We start from the raw sequence: 22,753 nt of genomic DNA on the forward strand, positions 1-22,753 counted from the left end.
GCTAGCCGATCCTTTTTAGTGGTTTCGACTTCTCAAACAATTCACGAATCATCTTTTCATCGAACTGGTTATCTATCGATAAGTCCTTTAAGGTCAAACTCCCATCCATGAGACGGTCGACGTTCTCCCAGCCTTTCAACCTTGTCAGCATTAACTCTGTTAACTGGTTCCCCACTGCAAGCTGTTCTTCTTCTGACAGTAAGAAGAGTTGCGGCTGAATACCATTTTCGACCATCATTTTGTCGATCATCTGTGAGCGTCTCGTTACAGCTTGTTCATCACTACAGCTGTGAAACAGTTCTGCATTCGAGCAAACTTCGGATAGTTGATGAAAATAGCTGACATCATCGAGTTCAAAACCTATTTCGAATTCTTGCGGAACTATAAGCTGACAGTGATTCTCAGTATTTTCTTTAGGGTTACTCATAAGTGTTTGACAATTATGTATATGGCGGTGAATCGCGTTCATGTCCGAAAGGTACAGATCTAGCTTCTTCGCTCGTGTTTCAATTTCCGAGTTCAAGTGCATACGCTCTCCAACTAACTCACGTCTATCAGACTCCAAAGCCGACTTCTCTGAGCTATCCACTTTTATTTTGTATAGTTGGTGATCAATGACATCTATCTTTTCTGCAATATCATCAAGCTTCTGCCCAAGCGAAGTGTAACGTATAGACTGAGTGTTTACGGCTAGGCTTATCTCATTGAACATGGCTGCAAGTCCAACCAAAAAAGCAGGGCCGGTAATAAAGAATCGACACAGAAAGCAATTCTGCTCTCCCAAATAACCCGCTGGTACTGGGTGATATATGTTAGCTTTTGTGGCTACTCGACAGCCCCCTTCTGAACAAAAAGCACCTCCAACAGGGCAGATGCCAAAATCTTTCCAAAGATAGCTGGAGGCCGGCCGAGCATTGCCTAGTGTATTTAGTAGATCCACAGATGAACCTACCAACTGTGATTTAACCTCTTCAATTCTCTGCTGTTCCACAAACGATTTGAGCGTTTGTGTTGCTTTGCTCATTGCCTCTTTTTCTCCCAACTCCATTTTCTCTCGTAAGTTGGCGCCTGTTTTACCGCTCTTGGTATAGTAGATTGTCATCATAATGCTGGAGTGACCGACCAATTTCATAATGACTTCCAAAGGAATACCAAATTCAAAGGCGTACGCGTTAATCAGACTGACGCGCATTGAGTGGGGAGTGTAAGGAGATTTGAAGTGTGAAAGCGGTATCGTTTGACTATTTTCCAACTCTTTAATCGATTGATTGTATTTCAATCCTTTGTAGGTAGCCGTTGTAATATCATTCTTGCCAGAGAAATATAGCGCAGCAGCAAGTCGCGTCGTTAACCTGCCACCAAATATGCCAGGCTCTTTTTCTAGATAGTCTCTAAATAAGAAACAATTAGCCCCTTTTTGTTTACGCTGTACTTCGTTTAGATTGGTGCGCTCACAATCAAGCCATCTCGTTGGCTCCTTAAGTGGATTATATTTTTGTTGCCACTTTCTAAGCTTTACCAACCAATATGCCATCTCTCTCGGCATGAAGGGAATCGTGTAGCCCGAACCATCAAACTTAGTTTTGTTCGACGTGTAATGAACACCGAACTCTCCTTGCGCTGACTTACTCACCATGCTCTGCCGATTGGTTAGGCCAGCCAACATAGTCCTATTTTTCTTCCAAACGACTTTATTGTTCTTAAAGTCGGCGAGTTCTTGATCAGCCTCTCCGGAGTCGCAATAGACGATTTGTATCCCTCTAGCAGGGAGTTGCATTAGTGAGTACGTATAGGTCCAGTATGCTGGAAACCAAAGATAGGTTTTTCCATTTTCAACTTTGAAAACGCAGTCGGGGTCATTCTTATCTAGGAGAGAGCTATCGTTGATCTGTATCCAATCTGATGAAAAACGATGCAAATGAGCTAAATCTCGATAGCTTAGCTTTTTCTCTATAGAGTCCAATGGAAATATCCACTCTCGCCCCGCTTTTACATATTGATAAGGCAGAGACATCTTGTCTGTTTCATTTACAACTTGAGGTTCAGCCTCTCCATTAAAGTTAACGTGACTGAAAGGGTTTTTAGCGTCCTTGATGTGAGTAATTTCTCCGGTCTCTGTGTCTTCCAAAATAAGATAATTTGAGATAATCCAATCTAAGAATTCATTGATTGAGAACACCCATTTTTTTCTTCGTGTCACTGGAACTTGTTCAAACAGATTCAGCATTGGTTGAATGTTTGTCGAGCCACGTGTTAGAAACTCCAGCGGGGATGTTTCAAAGCCATTTGGCTCAATGTATTCACGAACAAATTCACATAAGTCTTTTGCTTTGGTATCTCCCCCACGTGCAGACTTGAGAAACTCTTTTACCGTCTCCGACCAAAGTGACCATTCATCGGTAAAGTATTTAACTTGATATGGTCGCTTCGTTCCCCAGAAGTCATAAGTATTAGTCCACCCCTTTCCTTGGTAATGCTCTTCTGGCTTAGCTGGCATCCTAGGGTCATTGGATTCAGCCCGAAGTTTCGCATACTCTGCGAAACTCGAAATACCTTTCCTTTGAACCAAAGCAGCTAGTTCGTCATATTCATAAGGTCTTGGAATATCGAGAGCGTCATACCAATTGCTCCAGTTGGTTATTCTTTTTTCGGGTTTGGATGGTAATTGAGGGTAGTTCTTTTGCGTAACTCTGTATTGAGACGAGTTTTTTATTTTTAGAATCGCACATGCTGTTTTGAACTGTTTCAGATGAGATATGTCGCTAGGCAATAAGAAATGAATCCAATCGACCCAATCATCACCATAAAACGTCCTTGGGTTGGAGGGAAGACATTTATCTTCTTTGTAGCGCTGTTTATATTCTTGGGGCGATTGAAGGCCCAAAGCTATCGCCGCTTTGCTTGCCTCTGCATATGTTAGATACAAAGTGCGCTTCTCTTTATCCAGAAAACTAAACCAATCCACCCAGTCATCCGCATAAACTTGTTCTGGACTCGAGGGAAGACGCTCATCTTCTTTGTAGCGCTGCTTATATTCCGGCTGGGATTGAATGCCCATTCCTATCGCCGCTTCGCTTGCCTCTATATATGTCAGGTACCAAGTAGGCTTCTCTCTACCCAGAAAACTGAACCAATCCACCCAATCATCGGCGTAAACCTGATGTGGACTCGAGGGAAGGCGCTCATCTTCTTTGTAGCGCTGTTTATATTCCGGCAGGAATTGAATGCCCAATCCTATCGCCGCTTTGCGTGCCTCTGCATATGTCAGATACCAAGGCCGCTTCTCTTTATCCAGAAAACTAAACCAATCCACCCAATCATCTGCAAAGAGCACATCTGGACGTGAGGGAAGACGCGCATCTTCTTTGTAGCGCTGATTATATTCCGACTGCGATTGAATGCCCAAACCTATCGCCGCTTTGCTTACCTCTGCATATGTCAGATACAAAGACCGCTTCTCTTTATTCAGAAAGCTAATCCAATCCACCCAATCATCCGCATAAACCTGGTTTGGATTCGAAGGAAGACGCTCATCGTCTTGGTAGCGCTGCCTATATTCCGGCTGGGATTGAATGCCCAATCCTATCGCTGCTTTACTTGCATCTGCATATGTCAGATACAAAAACCGCTTCTCTTTATCCAGAAAGCTAAACCAATCAACCCAATCATCCGCATAAACCTGATCTGGATTCGAGGGAAGACGCTCATCGTCTTGGTAGCGCTGCTTATATTCTCGATGCGATTGAATGCCCAATCCTATCGCCGCTTTGCTTGCTTCTACATATGTCGGATAAAAAAACCGCTTCTCTTTATCCAGAAAGCTAAACCAATCAACCCAATCATCGGCAAAGACCACATCTGGACGTGAGGGAAGACGCTCATCTTCTTTGTAGCGCTGCTTATATTCCTGCAACAATTGAATGCCTAATCCTATCGCCGCTTTGCTTGCCTCTGCATATGTCAGATACAAAGACCGTTTCTCTTTATCCAGAAAGCTAAACCAATCAACCCAATCATCTGTGTAAAACTTATCTGGATTCGAGGGAAGACGCTCATCTTCTTTATAGCGCTGCTTATATTCCCGCAGCGATTGAATGCCTAACCCTATCGCCGCTTTGCTTGCTTGGTTTACAGTTTTGTAGAATGTTTTCATCAGTGAGCGCTTCTCATTTGCTGACGAACCTCGTCGTCTGAAGGTTTCAAGTAGACCAAACAACTATCAGGGCTTTTATGATGCATCGCTTTTTGAATTTCTAGCTGAGAAAAACCTCCTTGCCCCAATCGATAGCCGTAGGCATGGCGATGTGCATGTGGGGTTGTCCCTAACGATTTGCAGGGCTCGAGCCCAATTCGTTGAACGGCTCTGTTATGCTTTTGATGGAAATTTTTCTTACTCTCTGGATTACCTTTTGAGTTAACAAATAGGAAAGGAAATTCTGAAACTGGTCTAGTCGAAAGATATTTTTGTAGTAACAGAGTAAACTCAACAGCTTTACTTGCTGGATAAAACATCACATCAAAAGACAGGTTAATATTTGTAAGTAAAGGTCCTTTCCAGCCAGCGTAGAGTCTATGACTTCTCGAATACTCATTTCGGGGTTTAAGTCGGTATTTATGAGCTAAATACTCTCTTCGTTTACTGAAACGTTCGTCAGGAGACTTTCCGTTACTTGGATGGTAAACAGATATAAGAGCAGAGCCTGACTTGGGATCTATTGATATATCATCGGTATATATGTGGAAACACTCTGACATTCGCAGCCCACCGAAATGCATTAGCATTACGATCAACTGACTAGCATAATCCGGCTCTCCTGACGCAGAAACAAACCCATGTAAAAGTAAGTCTTCAATTCGGTCTTCAGGGAAGCGATATACCGCTTCAACATCAACAAAATGTCTTTCAGGTCCGCGAATTTTTCTTGCAAGTGAAAGCTGTTGTGTCGATGGTTTCACTAAGTGATTCAGAAAGCTACGGCTATGCCTTCTGTAGTAAGCACACCACTGCATACGTTCTTCTGCATAAGTCGATTTTCTTAAAGGGTTCAGCTTCGGTAGATTAGTTCCATGGATACTGTCTAAGTAGTCGCAATAATCAGTAATATGACGAAGGAGAACATTAACGTCTTCATTTCTTCGAGGAGACCAGAACAAACCAGAGTTATCTTTTCCGTCTTGAATTGTTCCAAACTGTAATGCTTCAACAAACCCTCTTAATAACTCTGTGGCTGATGAAAAGCTTGATACTTGGCGCTCTAAAAATTTTAAAAGAAGCTCTACAGCAAAGGTATTGCGCTCCAGCCATGATTGAGACTTGTAACGATTCTCATGCAAAAACCTCAAGTGAGAAATCAGCAAACCACTCTCAGTCAAAAGCGCCGGAAAGCGAAACGAAGGCCGACCTTTCCCAGCTTTGTAGTTCACTCCTCGCTTTATCACGAAACTCATTTCTTTGCTTTTTCGAAGTAGTCACGCCATCCAGACCAATTTTTGGTGTAATAGCGAGTCATGCTTATAGGTAGATGCTTAAACTGCTGCGCCTTTTTACATTCCAGCTCATCACTATCAGAGGATCGACTACAGCTCTCTAAAAACTCACTCCAACTCGTCCATCGCTTGTTATAATTCATAGTCCACCTCAATACACTTATTTCCGCGTTTTTCGCGCATCAATGTTTAGGGAAGATTTATCTTTCGTTTTTTTTGTAACGCACTCTCTATACTCTTTCACTGACTTTATCTTCAGATTAATTGCCGCCTTCCTAGCTTGCTCAAAGCTATAGAAAAATTCTGACATTTCAGCACCTCTTTCGGAGTTCACATAGTTCAACCAATACTAAGGATTTCTTAACATACCAATTAGTATATAGTTTATAGTTCTCACGCATGCCAGTTTCATAGTTATCAAGCCTGGTTTAACCTATAGTATTGATGTGTGTAGTTTTAGTATGCTTTTTTGAGTAGAACTAATACCAGTACAACAAGAAGCGCCTGCGCGAAATCGACCGCCGGGTTCGCTACCTGCGCAAACGCCTCGAGCAAGTACAAGTGGTTGACTACTCACCGCAGCAAGACGGCAAGGTGTTCTTCGGTGCCTGGGTCGAAATCGAGAACGACGAAGGCGAAACCAAATCTTTCCGCATTGTCGGCCCGGATGAGATCTACGGCCGCAACGACTATATTTCGATTGACTCCCCCATGGCCCGGGCGCTGCTGAAAAAAGAAGTCGATGACGACGTCGAAGTCAATACGCCAGCGGGCAAAAAAGAATGGTTCGTCAACAGTATCCGCTACCGATAACCCCAAGGTATGAGGCATCGCACGTTACTGACAGTTCGCTAACATGCGATGGCTTGCCTGCTTGCCAATCGCCCGTAGAATGGGCCCATACCAGACAACAAGAGAAATGAACGGATGAGCAATACGATCAACCAGATGATTGCCAATGAGCTGAATGTTCGCCAAGAACAAGTCACGGCCGCAATCACTTTGCTCGATGACGGTAATACCGTGCCTTTCGTGGCCCGTTACCGTAAGGAAGTGACCGGCGGGCTGGATGATACCCAGCTCCGCAACCTGGAATCTCGCCTCGGCTACCTGCGCGAGCTCGAAGACCGTCGCCAGGTGATCATCAAGTCCATTACCGAGCAGGGCAAGCTAACCGCCGAGCTCGAAGCGGCGATCAAAGGTGCCGACAGCAAGACCCGCCTTGAAGATCTCTATCTGCCCTACAAGCCCAAGCGCCGTACCAAAGGGCAAATCGCCATTGAAGCAGGCATTGAGCCGTTGGCCGACTCGCTATGGAGCGATCCGAGCCAGATACCGGAAGACAGTGCCGCTGCCTATGTCGATGCCGACAAGGGCTTTGCCGATACCAAGGCCGTGCTCGACGGTGCCCGCGCTATCTTGATGGAACGTTTTGCCGAAGATGCGACCCTGCTGGAGAAAATCCGCCGCCACCTACTCTCCCAAGCCGAACTGACCTCGCGCGTAGTGGAAGGCAAGGAGCAAGAAGGCGCCAAGTTCAAAGACTATTTCGAGTACAACGAACTATTCAAGAATATTCCTTCCCACCGCGCCTTGGCCTTGTTCCGCGGTCGCAACGAAGGCTTTTTGCAGATCAGCCTCAACGCCGATCCAAACCAGGAAGAAGGCGTGCGCGGCTCCTACTGCGAAGTGATGATTGCCGACCACCTCGGTGTGAAACTGGGTACCCAGCCGGCTGATACCTGGCGCAAGCAGGTGATCAGCTGGGCATGGCGGATCAAGATTGCCATGCACCTGGAAACCGAGCTGATGGCAGCACTGAGGGAAAAAGCCGAAGACGGCGCCATGCAGGTGTTTGCCGACAACTTGAAAGACTTACTGATGGCCGCGCCTGCCGGCCCGCGTGTCACGCTGGCGCTTGACCCGGGCCTGCGTACCGGCTGTAAGGTGGCGGTTGTCGATGCGACCGGCAAGCTGCTGGATACCGCCACAATCTACCCGCACACCGCCCGTGCCCGGGTGGCCGAAGCCGAAGCCACCTTGCTGGCACTGCTGAACAAGCACAACGTTGATTTGATTGCGATCGGTAACGGTACTGCTTCACGTGAAACAGACAGCTTTGTGGCCACCCTGCTCAAGGACAACAACCTCAAGATCCAGAGCGTAATGGTCAGTGAAGCAGGCGCATCGGTTTACTCGGCGTCAGAGCTGGCTGCCAACGAATTCCCGCAACTGGATGTATCACTGCGCGGCGCGGTGTCTATCGGTCGCCGCCTGCAAGACCCGCTGGCCGAGCTGGTGAAGATCGATCCGAAATCCATCGGTGTGGGCCAGTACCAGCATGATGTCAGCCAGAGCATGCTGGCCAAGCGCCTGGATGCCGTGGTCGAGGACTGCGTAAACGCCGTCGGCGTTGATGTGAATACCGCATCCCCTGCGCTACTAACCCGCGTGGCTGGCCTGAACGGCACCATCGCCCAGAACATCGTGAACTACCGTGATGAGAACGGCCGGTTCGACAGCCGCACCACGCTGAAGAAAGTCGCGCGCCTCGGGCCGAAGGCATTCGAGCAGTGTGCCGGTTTCCTGCGTATCATGGGGGGCAAGAACCCGCTTGATAGCTCGGCGGTTCACCCTGAGTCCTATGCCGTGGTCAAGAACATCGCCGCAGCCAACGACAAGGCGCTCGATGCCATTATCGGCAACACCGAGTTCCTACGCAGCATCAAGGCCGCTGACTATACCGATGAGAAATTCGGTCTGCCGACGGTAACCGATATCATCAGCGAGCTCGACAAGCCGGGCCGCGATCCGCGCCCGGAATTCAAGACTGCCACCTTCGCCGAAGGGGTCAACGAGGTTAAAGATCTGATCCCGGGTATGGTGCTGGAAGGGGTGATCACCAACGTCACCAACTTCGGGGCCTTTGTCGATGTCGGTGTCCATCAGGATGGCCTGGTACATATCTCCGCGCTGTCGGACAAGTTCGTGTCTGACCCGCGCGAAGTGGTCAAGGCCGGTGATATCGTCAAGGTCAAGGTGATGGAAGTCGATCTGCAACGCAACCGAATCGGGATGTCGATGCGCCTGGGCGACGAGCCAGGCCAGGACAGCAAGCCGGCCCGCAAACCGCAGCAAACCCGTCCTCAGGGCAACTCGCGCAACCAATCGTCTCGCCAGCGCCAAGACCGTCAGTCGGGCAACAGCGCGATGGGCGGGGCTTTTGCTGCCGCGTTTGCCAACGCCAAGAAGAAGTAAAGCGGCTATAAACCTATAAACGAAAAAGAGCTGGCACGTGTGCCGGCTCTTTTTTTACACTACAACACCACCAAATACTCGGTCGGCGGGTTCGGCACCGTGGCCTGGGCATACTTGTGGGCCACCACCCCCTTGGTGCGCTCAGACAGGCTGATCTGCTCCAGTGCCTCGAGCAACTCTCGCGGCAGCTTGATATGCATCGAGTACCCCAGATCGCTGACGCCCGCCATATAGCTGTCGGCCGACAGCGCTTTGACCAGCCTTTCCATCGCATCCTGGTAACCGTAGTGTTTGTCTTCCACGGCCGACTGCTGGTAATCGGGGTGTTCGGAGGGATCCCAGGAAGGCTTCTTGAGTTGTTTCTCTTCGCTGCTCAAGGCTCGTTCCTGAGCAGAGGACTGCATTTCGGTGGTCGGGACGATTTTCTCACGGACACGGTTGTCCCGCGCCGTTTGCTCGGTCGGCGGGTTAATGGTCGGGGCCACGGCTGGCGCGCCCACCTGTACGGGAGTGACTAGCATGTCGTAGCCTCTCTCCTAGCCACTTCGCTTGGTGCCGATTGTCATGTTGGTTTCCCTCTCTCCACCCTCGCCACAAAACCCGTAACAGCCTCGAATTCGCGCCCTCACCCTGCTATCGGCCCAAGCACGAAAAAGTTTAGCCAGACCGGGCTCGGCCGCTGTACTCATATTACCCCGTAAACGCTTTTAGCGTATCGATAAATTCATCAGGATGGGAGATAAACGGCGCATGGGAAGCACCCGCAAACACATGCCGCTGTGACTGCGGGGCGAGCTGGTCTAGATCGCGGGCGACCTTTGCCGGTACCAGGCTATCGAGCCGGCCGTAGAGCCGCAGCCACGGCGGCGAGACTGCCGCCAGTTCGGGGCGCAAATCGACCCGGGCCAAGATATCCAACCCAAGCGCCAGCGCAGCCGGGTTGGGTTCGGGACGGGACAGCACCGCCTCCTTGAGCTGGCGGATATCCTGCCGGGCCGTCCGGCTCCCCATTGCCTGCAGGGCCATAAAGCGCTCGATGGTGGCTCTGAAATCGAGATCGAGCTGGCGGCGGAACTCGTCCAGCACTTGAGGCTTGATCCCGCGCCAGGTCTCTTCGGCTGCAAACCGCGGCGAGCTCGCTACGGTTACCAGTTGCTGTACCCTGCCCGGAGCCTGCAATGCCGCAGCTGTCGCAACCAAGCCGCCCAGCGACCAACCGAGCCAAGTCGCCTGCGCTGGGGCTTGCGCCAGTAGCATATCGGCCATCTCGTCGACATCGGCAGCCGGATGGTGGCGGCTATGGCCGTAACCCGGCAGATCCACCACATGCACCCGGTAATGCTGGGCAAGCACTGGCAAGACCTGCTGCCACACGGCTCCGTTCATACCCCAGCCATGAATGAGAAGTAGATCGGAACCTTGCCCTTCCGTTTGCCAGTGAAGCTGTGCTGTCATCTATATTTCCTGTATTTACGCCTCGGGATATCACGGATGGTATCGCTATTCACCCAATTCACCAACCTTCTCCGCCGCTACCATCGCTGCCAGCTTTGTCAGCAGCCCAGTGACGGCGGCCATCCCCTGTGGTGCAGCCATTGCCTTGCTCGCTTTCCGTGCCCGCCCTACTGCCACCATTGCGGCAACACCCTGCTGGCACACGCCAGCCACTGCGGCCAGTGCCTGGGCCGGGCCAATCCCTGGCAGCGCTTCTACCGTGCCGGCGAATACCACTTCCCGCTGCGCCAGCTGATCCACCAGCTCAAATTCCAGCGCAAGTTCTGGTTGGCCCAGCCACTGGGCGAACTGCTGGCAAGACAGATTGACGATCCGGCCCCACTACTGCTGCCCATCCCCTTGCATCCACTCCGCCGGCTGAGCCGGGGCTTCAACCAGAGCAGCCTCATCGCCCAGGCCGTGGCCCAGCAGACCGGCAGCCGGCTCGATACCCGGCTGCTCAGGCGCCAGCGCTACACCCCGCCCCAGCATCGACTCAGCAGAGCACAGCGCCAGCATAACCTCGATAGCGCGTTTCGCCTGACCAGCAGATGCTCCCTGCCGCCCCATGTCGCCCTCGTCGATGATGTCGTCACCACCGGCGCTACCGTTGCAGAGGCGGCGACCCTACTGCGCCAACACGGCGTCGCACGGATCGACATCTACTGCCTCAGCTATACCCCACCGTAAAATTGTGCAGAAAAATCACTGAGATCCGTACCGAAATCATAGTTGCAACGAATAATGGGTGATAGAAAGGGCAGCAAAGAGTAGAATAGAATTAATCTTACTAAATAAGTCAGGTATTACGTCGTGTCTATGATTACTATTTCTGAGAATGCTCAACAGCACTTCGGCAAACTTCTGGCCCAACAACCAGAAGGGACAAACATCCGTGTATTCGTGGTAAACCCAGGTACGCAAAATGCAGAGTGCGGCGTGTCCTACTGTCCACCGGAAGCTGTGGAAGCCAGTGACACCGAAATCAAATTCGACCTTTTCTCTGCTTTCGTCGATGAGCTGAGCCTACCGTTCCTTGAAGATGCCGAGATTGATTTTGTCACCGACAAAATGGGTTCGCAGCTAACACTTAAAGCACCGAATGCCAAAGTACGCAAAGTAGCTGATGACGCATCGCTGATGGAGCGTGTCGACTATGTGATCCAAACTCAGGTCAACCCACAGCTTGCAGGCCACGGTGGTCACGTATCACTGTCTGAAATCACCGAAGATGGGGTGGCGATCCTACAGTTCGGCGGTGGCTGCAATGGCTGCTCGATGGTTGACGTGACCTTGAAAGAAGGTATCGAAAAAGAGCTACTGGCCCAGTTCGCCGGCGAACTTACTGGCGTACGTGATGTGACTGAACACGCCCGTGGCGAGCACTCTTACTACTGATCCGCAGCCCAGCCAAACATCGCACATAAAAAAGCGAGAGCCCGGAGGCTCTCGCTTTTTTTATCTCGAATCTGAAAAAATAGCGGTTCTATAAGTTGGTAAGAAGAACAGTTATGTTTTCAGGTTATTGACGTTTATTTATGATCTCACAACCGTAATCGTCACGTTGCGGCGGCCCCAGTTCCTTGCGGCTTTGACATCCTGTCCCATGTAGATATCAATCTTGTTGCGCCATCGCTTATTCATCTTGTCCAGCACCACATATTCACCCGGTAGGCCGGAGATCTTGACCACGGTGCCGCGCTTGAAGCCCTGTCCCAGCAGATCCCGGGAAACCGCAATCGCCTTCATGCCCGGTTTCAGCCGATCCCCCCAGGCTGCTATCGTGGGGTTGGAATTAGTCTGGGCCCGAACTGAGTTGTAGGCTGTTGCCGTGACCTTGTATGACTTGCCCTGGACAGCGGCCATCGCCGGCGTGAGCCAGCTCATCGTCATCACGGCTAAAAAAAGTACTAGTACAGCTTTTTTCATTTATCCTCCAAGGTGGCGAAAAGATTATATTTTAACCACCCAGCCGCCACCTGGACAGCATTTTTTGTTGAATAAATGAGCAAAATAAGTCAAGTCATCCTAACTATCTGTTTGCATTAGCCACTTGCAGGAAAATATTTTTTTTCCATTGGTAAGCAAATATCAGTGCCAGGCCGACCCCGCGCATTGCCATAAACCCGATCATCGCCCCCCAGAGGGCATGATTGCCAAGGCCGGACAGCAGCCACCAAATAATGAAATAACAGCAGGTTGCGACAAACATACTATTACGCATCTCGCGCCCCCGCGTCGCGCCGATGAAGATGCCATCGAGCAAGAAGCACCACATGGCAACCAGAGGGACGGCGGCCAACCATGGCAGATACAGCGACGCCTCGTGCTGTACCGCCGGGATATCCGAAATCAAACCGATAATGCCACGTCCGAACACCGCAAACACTAAGGTCAGTACCAATGAGATCACCAGGCTCCAGAAAGTGGTTCCCACCAGGCTGCGTCCTAATTCATCACGGTTTCGGGCCCCAATCGCCTTACCGACCATTGCCTCCATGGCATAGGCAAACCCATCCATGGCATACGAAACCAGCATCAGGAAGCTCATCAGTACGGCATTGGCCGCCACCACATTATCGCCCAGCGTAGCCCCCTGGAAAGTCATGAAGGTGAAAGTCAACTGCAGACACAGGCTGCGCAGGAAGATATCCCGGTTGAGTTTGAGCAGCCTACCGATGCCCTGCCACACACACCCCAGCTTACTGCGCAGTACCGGCAGCGCATGAGCTCGCCACTGACGGGAAACAAACCACAATCCCAAGATCAGCCCACTGTACTCCGCCAGTACCGATGCCGCTGCCGCCCCCTGGACCTTCCAGCCAAAGCCAAGGACAAACAGCACATCCAGACCGATATTAACCAGATTGGTCACGATCAGCAGCCACATCGGCAGCTTGGCATTCTGGGTACCGAGCAGCCAGCCCATGATAACAAAATTGGCCAGTGCCGCCGGTGCACCCCAGATCCGAATAGAGAAATATTGCTCGGCATAGGTTTTCACTTCACTGCTGGCTGAGCTGAAGTGAAAAATCAGCTCGGCAACAGGCTGGTGGAACACCATCAGCACCAAGGCCATCAACCAGGCCAGGGCCATACCTTGAATGAAGACTGTCGCCTGCGCCTCGCGATCCGATGCCCCGTAAGCTTGGGCGCTGAGCCCGGTAGTTGCCATCCGCAAGAAGCCCAGCAGCCAGAACGTCACGTTGATCATGGTCCCGCCGACAGCGACCCCGCCAAGGTACCAAGCATGCTCAAGGTGCCCGATCACTGCCGCATCAACCAGCCCCAGCAGGGGAACCGTAATATTCGACAACACCATCGGCAGAGCCAGGGCATACACCTGACGGTGCAATGTTCTATCTCGCAACGCTTGCAGCACAACAACCTCAACTTTCGAAAGCCAGCCCGTGATTATCTGGTGTTGAGCGCCAAATAAAAAGCCCCCATGGACAAAATCCACAGGGGCCATTCCCAGTCTGCAGGATTGGGAATATTCGGTTCAGCGGCCCGATCCAATCTTCGGGCGTTGCTAAAGCCGATCATAGCACCAAAACCTGCAAACGCTAAACGGCACGTACTAAATCAGCAGGGCCGCCAGCCAATGATCGGCCAGCAACACCACAAACAGTGCCAGCAAATGCCAGATCGAATACTTGAAGGTTGCCCATGCATGGCCGGGCTCATCGGCAAACTTGAGCTTCACGGCATAGCCGATGAAACCAAGATTGAGCGCGCTGCTTCCTATCAGGTATAGCCAGCCGCTCATCCCGGTTAGCCAAGGTAGTAACCCGACCAAGGCCAGCATCAAGGTGTAAAGAAGCACCATGGTCTTGGTATAGCCTATACCGTGGGTGACTGGCAGCATCGGGATCCCCGCCTTGGCATAATCATCCCGGCGGTGGATAGCCAGAGCCCAGAAATGGGGAGGAGTCCAGGTGAAAACCAGCATCACCAGCAATAATGCGTGGGAGTGCAGCTCACCGGTAACGGCGGTCCACCCGAGCAAGGGCGGGGCGGCGCCAGCCAGGCCGCCGATCACAATGTTCTGCGGCGTGGCATGCTTCAGCCAGATGGTATAGACCACGGCATAGCCGATCAGGCTGGCAAACGTCAGCCAGGCGGTCAAGGCATTGAGCTGCCACAGTACCACAAACCCGGCGACCATCAACACACAGGCAAAAGCCACCGCCTTGTGCGTTTCGACCCTCCCCTTCGCCAGCGGACGATGGTAAGTCCTCGCCATCTTGGCATCAAAACGGCGATCCAGCACATGATTGAAGGCCGCGGCGGCGGCCGACTGCAGGCCGATCCCCACCAGCCCGAACACCACCGCCTTAAGTGGCGGGATCCCCGGCACGGCCAAGCACATCCCGACCAATGCTGTCAGCAACAGCATGGCAACCACTTTGGGCTTGGTCATGGTCAGGTAGTCCTGCCACACCCTTACCGATGACAGGGGCTTATAGCCCCCCTTTGCTACAACCTGACTCTTTGCCATGCTCAGGCCCTCCTTTGGCTATGCCACATATCTATCCATTTCCCGTCCGGGCTGCCGGTTGCAACCCGACAACCGCATCCGGTATACCTGCAGGTTCAGCGCCACCAGCGACAGCAGCAACAAGACACCGGTCACGTTGTGCGCCACGGCGATCGACAGCGGCAAACTGGCCACAATATTGGTAATACCAAGGCCGATTTGCCCTGCCAGCACCAGCAGCATCACCGCCGCCCCCCTCCTCAGCGCCCGTTGCCGCCACAGCAAACAGGCAAGTGCAAGCAGTGTCAGCGCTGTGACCATGGCACCGATCCTGTGGGTCACATGGATAGTAACCCGCTGCTGGTAGTCGAGCACCCCGTATTGGTAGGTCTCATGCTCAGGCTGGATCAAGGCGAAAGCCGATGTATCGAACCCCTGCCGCCAATCCACTTCGCACAGCGGCAGCTGGGTACAGACCACCGCTGCGTAGTTGGCCGCCGTCCAGCCGCCAAGCGCGATTTGCCCGATGACGACCAGCAATCCAAATAGTGCAAATGCCCGCAGCCCGCTGCTGGCAGCCACCGGAGCAGGAGGGAATGATATGGTGCCAAGCCGCAACCAGAGCAGGAAAAGTAAGGAGGCGGTGGTAAAGCCGCCCAGCAAATGTCCCATCACGACAACGGGCATCAAATCCATGGTGACGGTCCACATCCCGAGCAGGGCCTGGAAAATCACGGTCGCCAGCAGTAAGGCAGGAAGGGCTCTGGGTCGAGCCGGCTTGCGCCACGCGAAGATATTAAGCGCCAAAATCATCAGGCCCAGGGTACCGGCAACATAGCGGTGTAGCATTTCGTTCCATGCCTTATCTGCTTCCAACGGGGCATCAGGAAAGCGGGAAGCCGCCAGCGCCTGCTGGGCTTCCCCCTTCGGCACCCCAGCGAACCCATAACAGCCAGGCCAGTCCGGACAGCCCAGACCGGCTTCGGTGAGGCGGGTGTAAGCACCAAGCGCAATGACGCACAGTGACAAAGCGAAGGTCACGGCTACCCAGGTGCGGTAGTTATCTTGTTTCATCCTATGCTCTCCTTAGCCTATTTTGGAAATCTTCAGCAGCCGCTTGAGATCCCTTAACACATCCTTACCCTGTGCCAATACCGCCACCTGTCCCTTCACCAAGGGATAAGCCATCATCACATTGCCGAGCGGATCGGCGATATAAATAGCCTTAGCACCGTATTCCAGCGTCTTTAGCTGGCTGACCACATTCTCAGGCACCTGGCGCTGCTCGATGCCAGCCAGCTGCTTTTTAACATCCGCAGGCTGCTCGTCAAGCGTATCGCCGTCTATCAGCAGAACACTGCTCAGCCTGTCATGCTCCGCCCCCACGGCCTGCGGGACCTGTCGCAGGTTAAACAGTGCTCCTAGGCACAACTCATCACACTCATCAGGCAACAGGTATATTAGCTGCCATTGATTACTCTCCCCCAACCACTCTGAGGCCATAGGCGAATCCAGCAGCTCACCACGGTTAGTGACTCCGCCCTGGTACCAGTTGAGATCCAACACCAGCTTGGCCAGGATCACCGGCAGCGCAAAGGCAGCCAGCAGTAACAGCAACGTTCCTTGTTTCTTCATGATTTGCTCCTTCTCAGCCACCAAAAAGCGAGGCCGGATACCGCCAGCGCCATCAAAAACCATTGCAGCGCATAGGCATAGTGTTTCTGCGGCCCCATGACCACCGGGATCCAGGTTTGATTGAGTGCCAACGGGCTATCGGGATCAATCTGCAATACCCAGGAAGGCAGGGCTAATTCCATGTGGTCGGCCAAATCAGTCATGCTGATGTTCTGTACCCTCAGCGGATATCCCTGCCCCATCACCTCCGGAGCCAACTCCAGCAATGCCGAGGGCGGCGCAATAATACCGCTCACCAACACCTCACCATGATGCTCCGGCAACACAGGAATTTGCTCCCGGTAGGCCGGTGCTGCAATCCATCCCAAGTTCACCAACACCCAACCGTCATCAACAGCAAAGGGATACAGTACGTGGTAGCCCGGGCGGCCCTGATAAAGTTGGTTATCCAGCAATACCGCCTTGCTGTGATCAAATTTGCCACGCAGGGTCAGGCTGTACCAACGGGGGTCTGAGGGTAGGCTGGCCAGACTGTAGTACGTCTGCTCGCTGCGGAATTTCAGCGCATGGCCGAGGCGTTCTTTTTCCTGGGCGCGGGTCATTTGCCAAAAACCCAACTTGACCAATGTCGCCAGTACCGCCACAGTAAAAAGAATAAAACCTATCCGACGCATGATTCACCCAGTCCTGACCGGAGACCTCTATGTTGCTGAAAGCCTTGATTGTTTGCCTGTTGATCTTTATCGTGCTGAATCTGTTCCGTGCCTTGCCCGTGATGCTCAAAGGCAAGCAGGACCAGCCAATGTCCCGCCACCTAGGGCGTCGAGTATTATTCTCCGTATTTCTGTTTGCCCTGCTGTTGATCGCGCTGGCCAGCGGCTACATCACCCCCAATCCTAGGCCATACTAGAGGCCGCCTCTAGCCTTACAGAATGTAAACGAACACAAACAGCCCGAGCCACACCACGTCAACAAAGTGCCAATACCAAGCCCCGGCCTGGAAGGCAAAGTGCTTCTCGGGGGTAAAATGGCCACGCAATACGCGCAGCCAGACAATGAACAGAATAATTGTTCCAAGGGTGACATGCAGGCCGTGGAACCCGGTCAGCATAAAGAAGGTATTGCCGTAGATCCCCGCATCCAGAGTCAGTCCCATATCCTGGTAGGCATGGACATACTCCACCCCTTGCAAGTAAATAAACAGCGAGCCCAGCAGCACAGTTAATAACAAGAAGAGTTTGAGCTTGGGCCGGTTATCTTGCTCCAGAGCGGTATGGGCAATATGGACCGTGATCGATGACGCCAGCAGGATCAATGTGTTGTAAAGCGGCAGGCCAATCGGCCCCATCGCGCTGGTTTCCGCCCCGCCCGGTGTCATCACCAAGGGCCACTGGGCGACAAAATCCGGCCACAGCACCTCATGGGTCATGGCATTGTTTCCTGCCCCACCGAGCCAAGGCACAGCTATCATCCGGGCATAGAACAACGCCCCGAAGAAGGCGGCGAAGAACATTACCTCGGAGAAGATGAACCAGCTCATTCCCTGGCGAAACGAGCGATCCATTTGACGGCTATATAATCCGGCCATCGACTCGCTAATGACATCCCGAAACCAGCCGACCAACATGATCAGCAACAAACCGACCCCGGACAGTAAAATCCACGGCCCCTGACCACCAAAGAGATCCCCGACCGTTGCCCCCGCCCCCATGGCGATAAGAAACAAGGCTATCGCACCGACTATCGGCCAGCCACTGGCCTCGGGCACATAGTAATTCTCGTGCGCAGGAGTCACCGATTGATCATGTTCAGAATAAGGATTCGCCATCATTCAACCTCATTGCGTTTGAGCCGGCGCATCCGGCTGGGCGTTGTAAAGGGTGTAGGCCAGGGTCAAAGTATTGATGTCCTCTGGCAGCTCCGGGTCGACATAGAAAATCAGAGGCAAACTGGCTGTTTCGCCCGCTGCCAGCGGCTGGCGGTTGAAACAGAAACATTCGATTTTATTGAGGTAACGGGCTCCCTGGCCCGGGCTGACCGAAGGGACGGCCTGACCAACTGTCTCTTGCCCGGTCAAGTTCTTGGCCTTATAGGTAATGGTGTGGGTCTGGCCCGGATAAACCACCAGTGTCTTGACCTCCGGCTCGAACGTCCATTGCACACCAGGGTTGATGTACGAGACAAACTCCACCGTGACCTCGCGGCTGGTATCCACCCGCTCGCTGGCCGCCGCCTGGGTATCCGACGTTTTGCCGTTGATACCGGTGATATCGCAGAACACGTCGTACAGGGGCACCAGGGCAAACGCGAAGCCGAACATCGCCACCGCCATCAGGGTCAGTGACCAGATAGAGCGCTGCTTTTTCTTTGCAGGCGCCATGTTCTTCGCCGACGCCATGCCATCCTGTAAATCAGGCTGCTTGTCTGGCGCTTGATCAAACTGGGGCTTATCCATCGCCATCCTCCCGTTAATCCACTTTAGGTGGGGTCGAGAACGTATGGTGAGGAGCGGGTGAGGCTACCGTCCACTCCAACCCTTCCGCACCATCCCACGGTTTGGCGGCTGCTTGCTCGCCGCCGCGAACACACTTCACTACCACCGCAAGGAAAATAAGCTGGGACAACCCGAACAGGAACCCGCCGATACTGACCACCGCATTGATGTCGGCGAACTGCAACGCATAATCAGGGATCCGGCGCGGCATCCCCGCAAGGCCAAGGAAGTGCATCGGGAAGAACAGGATGTTGACCGAAATGATCGAGCACCAGAAATGCCACTTAGCCAGCTTCTCGTCGAACATATGGCCGGTCCATTTCGGCAGCCAGTAATAGGCCGCCGCCATGATCGAGAATATCGCCCCGGACACCAGGACATAGTGGAAGTGGGCCACCACAAAGTAAGTATCATGGTACTGGAAGTCCGCCGGTGTGATTGCCAGCATCAGCCCGGAGAAACCACCGATGGTAAACAGCACGATAAAGGCAATGGCGAACAGCATCGGCACTTCGAACGTCAGCGAGCCGCGCCACATGGTCGCCACCCAGTTGAACACCTTGACCCCGGTCGGCACCGAGATCAGCATGGTGCAGTACATAAAGAACAGCTCGGCAGCTACCGGCATCCCGGTGGTGAACATATGGTGGGCCCAGACCAGGAAGCTCAAGCCAGCAATCGACGCGGTGGCATACACCATTGAGCTGTAACCGAACAGCCGCTTGCGCGAAAATGCTGGAATGATCGCCGAAATAATACCGAAACTCGGCAAAATCATGATGTACACTTCCGGATGACCGAAGAACCAGAAGATATGCTGGAACATCACCGGATCGCCCCCCCCAGCCGCATCAAAAAAGCTGGTGCCAAAATACTTATCGGTCAGCACCATGGTCACCGCCCCGGCCAGTACCGGCATCACGGCAATCAGCAGAAACGCAGTGATCAGCCAGGTCCAAACAAACAGCGGCATCTTCATGTAGGTCATACCCGGTGCGCGCATATTGACGATGGTGACGATGACATTGATCGCCCCCATAATCGAGCTGATCCCCATGATATGGATCGCGAAGACAAACAAGCCGGTGCTTTCCGGGCTATAGGTCGTCGATAGCGGAGCATAGAAGGTCCAGCCAAAGTTAGGGCCACCGCCTTCCATGAACAATGAAGCCAGCAGCATGGCAAAAGCGAAAGGCAGGATCCAGAAGCTCCAGTTGTTCATCCGCGGCAATGCCATATCCGGAGCACCTATCATCAGCGGCACCATCCAGTTGGCCAGGCCGGTAAAGGCAGGCATGACCGCGCCGAAGACCATGATAAGGCCATGGACAGTGGTCATTTGGTTAAAGAAGTTCGGGTCGACCAGCTGCAGCCCGGGCTGGAACAGCTCGGCCCGGATCACCATTGCCATCGCACCACCAATCAGGAACATGGCAAAGCTGAACATCAGGTACAGCGAGCCGATGTCCTTGTGGTTGGTAGTAAACAGCCAGCGTTTGAGACCGGTCTGGTGGTGCTCGTGATGTTCATGCTGCTCGGTCTGGGTTTCCTCGACCTCGGTCTGCTCACGCAACATATCCGTCATCGTCACTCTCTCCCTTATAGATCCTGACCGTCCATCACAGCCTGCACTTCGGCAGCCTGCACGGTGTCTCCGGTATTGTTATCCCAGGCGTTGCGCTCATAGGTGATCACTGCCGCCAACTCCTTGAGGCTCAGCTGCGGGCCAAAGGCCTGCATTGCCGTTCCCTGCTTGCCATGGACCACAATGCTGATGTGTTCGAGCTTGGCACTGGGGTCAACCGATAACCCTTGGCCTGCCAATCCCGGAAAGGCCCCAGGGATCCCCTGGCCATTCGCCTGGTGGCACATAGCACAGCGGGTGTTATAAACCTGCTCGCCCAGCGTCATCAACTCATCCATATCCATCTGCATCGCCAGCAACCGCTGCTCTTCTTCACGGGCCTGCTGCTGGGCAACCTTGGTGGTTTGCAGCCACTCCTCGTATTCCGCCTGCGGCTTGGCAATCACCACCACCGGCATAAAGCCATGATCTTTGCCGCATAGTTCGGCACACTGGCCGCGGTAGATCCCCGGCTCATCAATCCGGGTCCAGGCTTCGTTGATAAACCCAGGGTTGGCATCTTTCTTCACCGCGAAATCCGGCACCCACCAAGAGTGGATGACATCTTGTGAAGTGATCAAAAAGCGCACTTTCTTGCCGACGGGCAGTACCAGCGGGCGATCCACTTCCAGCAAGTAGTTACTGCGTTTTTCACGTTCGTTGGCAATTTGGGCTGGACTGGTCGCCAGCAGGGAGAAGAACTCAACTTCTTCGCCGAAATAGCTGTAGTGCCACTTCCATTGCGAGCCGGTAACCTGGATAGTCATGTCGGCCTGGGTCGTGTCCTCCATCGCCAGCAGGGTCTTAGTAGCAGGCACAGCCATGATGATAAGGATAACGAACGGGATCACCGTCCAGAGGATTTCTACTTTGGTGCTCTCGTGGAAGGAGGCGGCAACGGCCCCTTTTGACTTGCGGTGGTGGATAATAGACCAGAACATCACCCCGAAAACCACCAGACCGATCGCTACACAGATGTAGAAAATCGTCATGTGGAGATCAAACACCCGCTGGCTGACCTCGGTCACTCCCTGAGTCATGTTCAGTGGCATGGGTTGGACTTCTGCCTGTGCTGGCACAGCCAGCCAAACAAACAGACAGCACATCAGATGGCGAATCATCACCCGGCTCCCTCCTATCCTTTTCCTATCAAATACCCCCGTGATCACAAATTAGTTCATGGGGACAGCGCAAAATGATTAGAGTCTTCCCTGCAGACGCTGCGGATGAATTGCCATTCGCAGTTACACGGTTAACAGTTTGTTTACATTTTAACTTAGGACAGGATCGAGAGATTACGCAAAAAAATAGCAAGGAAAAGTAGAGAAAAAATCCAACCTGGCATATTGCATGCTTGATCCAAATAGAAGGTGCGTAGCAGCAAACCTATGCCAGCTCTGAGATTTACAGATAAATATGCAGCAAAACTGGCAGCAAACGGAATTTCAACCCAGGGATACGGGCTAGCCAGCGTTGCCAACTTCGCCATCGTGCGCAAGTGCTGTCCATCGGGCTGTAACGACCCACAGCAGTTGCCCATGGCAACCACTGCAATATCTTGCGCTGCGGGTCGCGCAAGGCGTGACCAAGAGGCTTTCCGACGCCCATGTTGCTGGCCAGCGACGACTGGCACAAGTCACCGGCCACCACCAAGCAAAGCTCAAAGCGACCAAAATGACAGGCCAGTGACTGGACAACCTGAGCCAGCTCAGACTCACTTGAGGCCAGCAACGCCTCGTCACACAGCACCATAACCGGTGCACCAGACATCGATGGCAAGGCCTGCAGCCAAGACAAATCCGAGATTGAGCCAGGTAGCATCCGATAGCGTTCGCTACGGTGAAACAGCCGTTGGCGCCACAGCAGGTTTTCACCCACATCAACATCAAACCAGCGACAGCGACCATTATCTACCCGGTAAAAGCGGGTATCGAGCCCACTGCCAAGGTTAATGATCCTGCCATCGGGATGGCGGCGCAGAAACTGTTGGATTTGGCGGTCACAAATAAGTGCCAGACTGACGTGCAGCAATTGCTGCTGGGGGACATTGCCTTTGAGGCATTCGGGCTTGAGGCTGCATTGGCTGCAAGCAGCAGCGGCAACGGGATCATAAATCAAGCGATCATCAGCTAGGCTTTCACGGCTTCGGAGCCACAGCGGCTGGAGCAGATCGGCGGGAATATCATGGCGGACGGACTCAGTCATTATCATCTCCTTGCAATAATGAGATGATAATGACTATCATTAGCACTTGTAAAGTAGTAATGGCTGTTTATTATAC

20 protein-coding genes and 1 pseudogene are annotated in these 22,753 nt (G+C 52.8%); 4 read left to right on the plus strand and 17 right to left on the minus strand.

Going from position 1 to position 22,753, the window contains the following annotated elements; genetic code table 11:
- Position 1: 1 nt before the first annotated feature.
- Together gmtZ and gmtY are read right to left on the minus strand one after the other, a co-directional pair.
- A complete protein-coding gene (gene gmtZ / locus C9J03_RS04945) occupies positions 2 to 4,153 on the minus strand; it encodes a gamma-mobile-trio integrase GmtZ (protein WP_082060562.1) in 4,152 nt (1,383 codons plus the stop codon).
- On the minus strand, positions 4,153 to 5,424 hold the full coding sequence (gene gmtY, locus C9J03_RS04950; protein WP_231580699.1) for a gamma-mobile-trio recombinase GmtY: 1,272 nt from the start codon (positions 5,422 to 5,424) through the stop codon (positions 4,153 to 4,155). The genes gmtZ and gmtY overlap by 1 nt, the downstream gene beginning before the upstream one ends.
- A gap of 546 nt (positions 5,425 to 5,970) precedes the next feature.
- Between gmtY and greB the strand changes: the two are divergent.
- Together greB and C9J03_RS04965 are read left to right on the plus strand one after the other, a co-directional pair.
- Positions 5,971 to 6,300, plus strand: a pseudogene (gene greB / locus C9J03_RS04960) (transcription elongation factor GreB); the annotation flags it as partial.
- A 114-nt stretch (positions 6,301 to 6,414) separates the two neighbouring features.
- Positions 6,415 to 8,745, plus strand: a complete 2,331-nt coding sequence (locus tag C9J03_RS04965) for a Tex family protein (RefSeq protein WP_044622300.1) — start codon at positions 6,415 to 6,417, stop codon at positions 8,743 to 8,745.
- Between the two features lie 59 nt (positions 8,746 to 8,804).
- On the opposite strand, the gene C9J03_RS04970 is transcribed toward C9J03_RS04965, so the two are convergent.
- The 4 genes from C9J03_RS04970 to C9J03_RS26635 all read right to left on the minus strand — a co-directional run bounded on the left by C9J03_RS04970 (position 8,805) and on the right by C9J03_RS26635 (position 10,809).
- Positions 8,805 to 9,266 (minus strand): hypothetical protein, encoded by a 462-nt coding sequence (locus C9J03_RS04970; RefSeq protein ID WP_044622299.1) that lies wholly within the window; start codon positions 9,264 to 9,266, stop codon positions 8,805 to 8,807.
- A gap of 169 nt (positions 9,267 to 9,435) precedes the next feature.
- The gene (bioH, locus tag C9J03_RS04975; protein ID WP_044622298.1) at positions 9,436 to 10,200 is read right to left on the minus strand and encodes a pimeloyl-ACP methyl ester esterase BioH; all 765 of its coding nucleotides are present in this window, start codon (positions 10,198 to 10,200) and stop codon (positions 9,436 to 9,438) included.
- A gap of 45 nt (positions 10,201 to 10,245) precedes the next feature.
- Positions 10,246 to 10,500, minus strand: a complete 255-nt coding sequence (locus C9J03_RS26630; protein ID WP_044622297.1) for a hypothetical protein — start codon at positions 10,498 to 10,500, stop codon at positions 10,246 to 10,248.
- An 81-nt stretch (positions 10,501 to 10,581) separates the two neighbouring features.
- Positions 10,582 to 10,809: a hypothetical protein gene (locus C9J03_RS26635; RefSeq protein WP_039457156.1), complete on the minus strand. Its 228-nt coding sequence runs from the start codon at positions 10,807 to 10,809 to the stop codon at positions 10,582 to 10,584.
- A 249-nt stretch (positions 10,810 to 11,058) separates the two neighbouring features.
- Between C9J03_RS26635 and nfuA the strand changes: the two genes are divergently transcribed.
- Complete coding sequence (gene nfuA / locus C9J03_RS04985; protein ID WP_039457154.1) at positions 11,059 to 11,637, plus strand: Fe-S biogenesis protein NfuA; 579 nt, start codon at positions 11,059 to 11,061, stop codon at positions 11,635 to 11,637.
- Between the two features lie 138 nt (positions 11,638 to 11,775).
- Here the strand turns inward: nfuA and C9J03_RS04990 are convergent, their stop codons facing one another.
- The 6 genes from C9J03_RS04990 to C9J03_RS05015 all read right to left on the minus strand — a co-directional run bounded on the left by C9J03_RS04990 (position 11,776) and on the right by C9J03_RS05015 (position 17,028).
- Complete coding sequence (locus tag C9J03_RS04990; RefSeq protein ID WP_231568940.1) at positions 11,776 to 12,126, minus strand: 3D domain-containing protein; 351 nt, start codon at positions 12,124 to 12,126, stop codon at positions 11,776 to 11,778.
- 145 nt (positions 12,127 to 12,271) lie between these two features.
- Positions 12,272 to 13,621 (minus strand): MATE family efflux transporter DinF, encoded by a 1,350-nt coding sequence (dinF, locus tag C9J03_RS04995; protein WP_044624350.1) that lies wholly within the window; start codon positions 13,619 to 13,621, stop codon positions 12,272 to 12,274.
- A 198-nt stretch (positions 13,622 to 13,819) separates the two neighbouring features.
- Entirely contained in the window at positions 13,820 to 14,740 is a 921-nt protein-coding gene (cyoE, locus tag C9J03_RS05000) for a heme o synthase (protein WP_044622296.1), read from the minus strand.
- Positions 14,741 to 14,758: 18 nt separating this feature from the next.
- The gene (locus C9J03_RS05005) at positions 14,759 to 15,793 is read right to left on the minus strand and encodes a COX15/CtaA family protein (protein WP_044622295.1); all 1,035 of its coding nucleotides are present in this window, start codon (positions 15,791 to 15,793) and stop codon (positions 14,759 to 14,761) included.
- 12 nt (positions 15,794 to 15,805) lie between these two features.
- Entirely contained in the window at positions 15,806 to 16,354 is a 549-nt protein-coding gene (locus C9J03_RS05010; protein WP_039457145.1) for a hypothetical protein, read from the minus strand.
- Positions 16,351 to 17,028, minus strand: coding sequence for an SURF1 family protein (locus C9J03_RS05015; RefSeq protein ID WP_044622294.1), 678 nt, complete (start codon positions 17,026 to 17,028; stop codon positions 16,351 to 16,353). Before C9J03_RS05015 ends, C9J03_RS05010 begins: the two co-directional genes overlap by 4 nt.
- A gap of 29 nt (positions 17,029 to 17,057) precedes the next feature.
- On the opposite strand from C9J03_RS05015, the gene C9J03_RS05020 reads away from it, so the two are divergent.
- A complete protein-coding gene (locus tag C9J03_RS05020) occupies positions 17,058 to 17,264 on the plus strand; it encodes a DUF2909 domain-containing protein (protein ID WP_039457142.1) in 207 nt (68 codons plus the stop codon).
- A 15-nt stretch (positions 17,265 to 17,279) separates the two neighbouring features.
- On the opposite strand, the gene C9J03_RS05025 is transcribed toward C9J03_RS05020, so the two are convergent.
- From C9J03_RS05025 to C9J03_RS05045, 5 genes are all read right to left on the minus strand, one after another.
- Entirely contained in the window at positions 17,280 to 18,182 is a 903-nt protein-coding gene (locus tag C9J03_RS05025) for a cytochrome c oxidase subunit 3 (RefSeq protein ID WP_044624349.1), read from the minus strand.
- 9 nt (positions 18,183 to 18,191) lie between these two features.
- Complete coding sequence (locus C9J03_RS05030; protein ID WP_044624348.1) at positions 18,192 to 18,752, minus strand: cytochrome c oxidase assembly protein; 561 nt, start codon at positions 18,750 to 18,752, stop codon at positions 18,192 to 18,194.
- A gap of 70 nt (positions 18,753 to 18,822) precedes the next feature.
- Positions 18,823 to 20,433 carry a cytochrome c oxidase subunit I gene (ctaD, locus tag C9J03_RS05035; protein WP_044622293.1) on the minus strand — a complete coding sequence of 537 codons (1,611 nt, stop codon included), beginning with the start codon at positions 20,431 to 20,433 and terminating at the stop codon, positions 18,823 to 18,825.
- A 14-nt stretch (positions 20,434 to 20,447) separates the two neighbouring features.
- Positions 20,448 to 21,593: a cytochrome c oxidase subunit II gene (gene coxB, locus C9J03_RS05040; protein ID WP_044622292.1), complete on the minus strand. Its 1,146-nt coding sequence runs from the start codon at positions 21,591 to 21,593 to the stop codon at positions 20,448 to 20,450.
- 283 nt (positions 21,594 to 21,876) lie between these two features.
- Positions 21,877 to 22,677, minus strand: a complete 801-nt coding sequence (locus tag C9J03_RS05045; RefSeq protein ID WP_044622291.1) for a class I SAM-dependent methyltransferase — start codon at positions 22,675 to 22,677, stop codon at positions 21,877 to 21,879.
- Positions 22,678 to 22,753: the final 76 nt, after the last annotated feature.

The sequence above is a fragment of the Photobacterium gaetbulicola genome, from assembly GCF_003025515.1.
Taxonomy (GTDB): Bacteria; Pseudomonadota; Gammaproteobacteria; order Enterobacterales; family Vibrionaceae; genus Photobacterium; species Photobacterium gaetbulicola.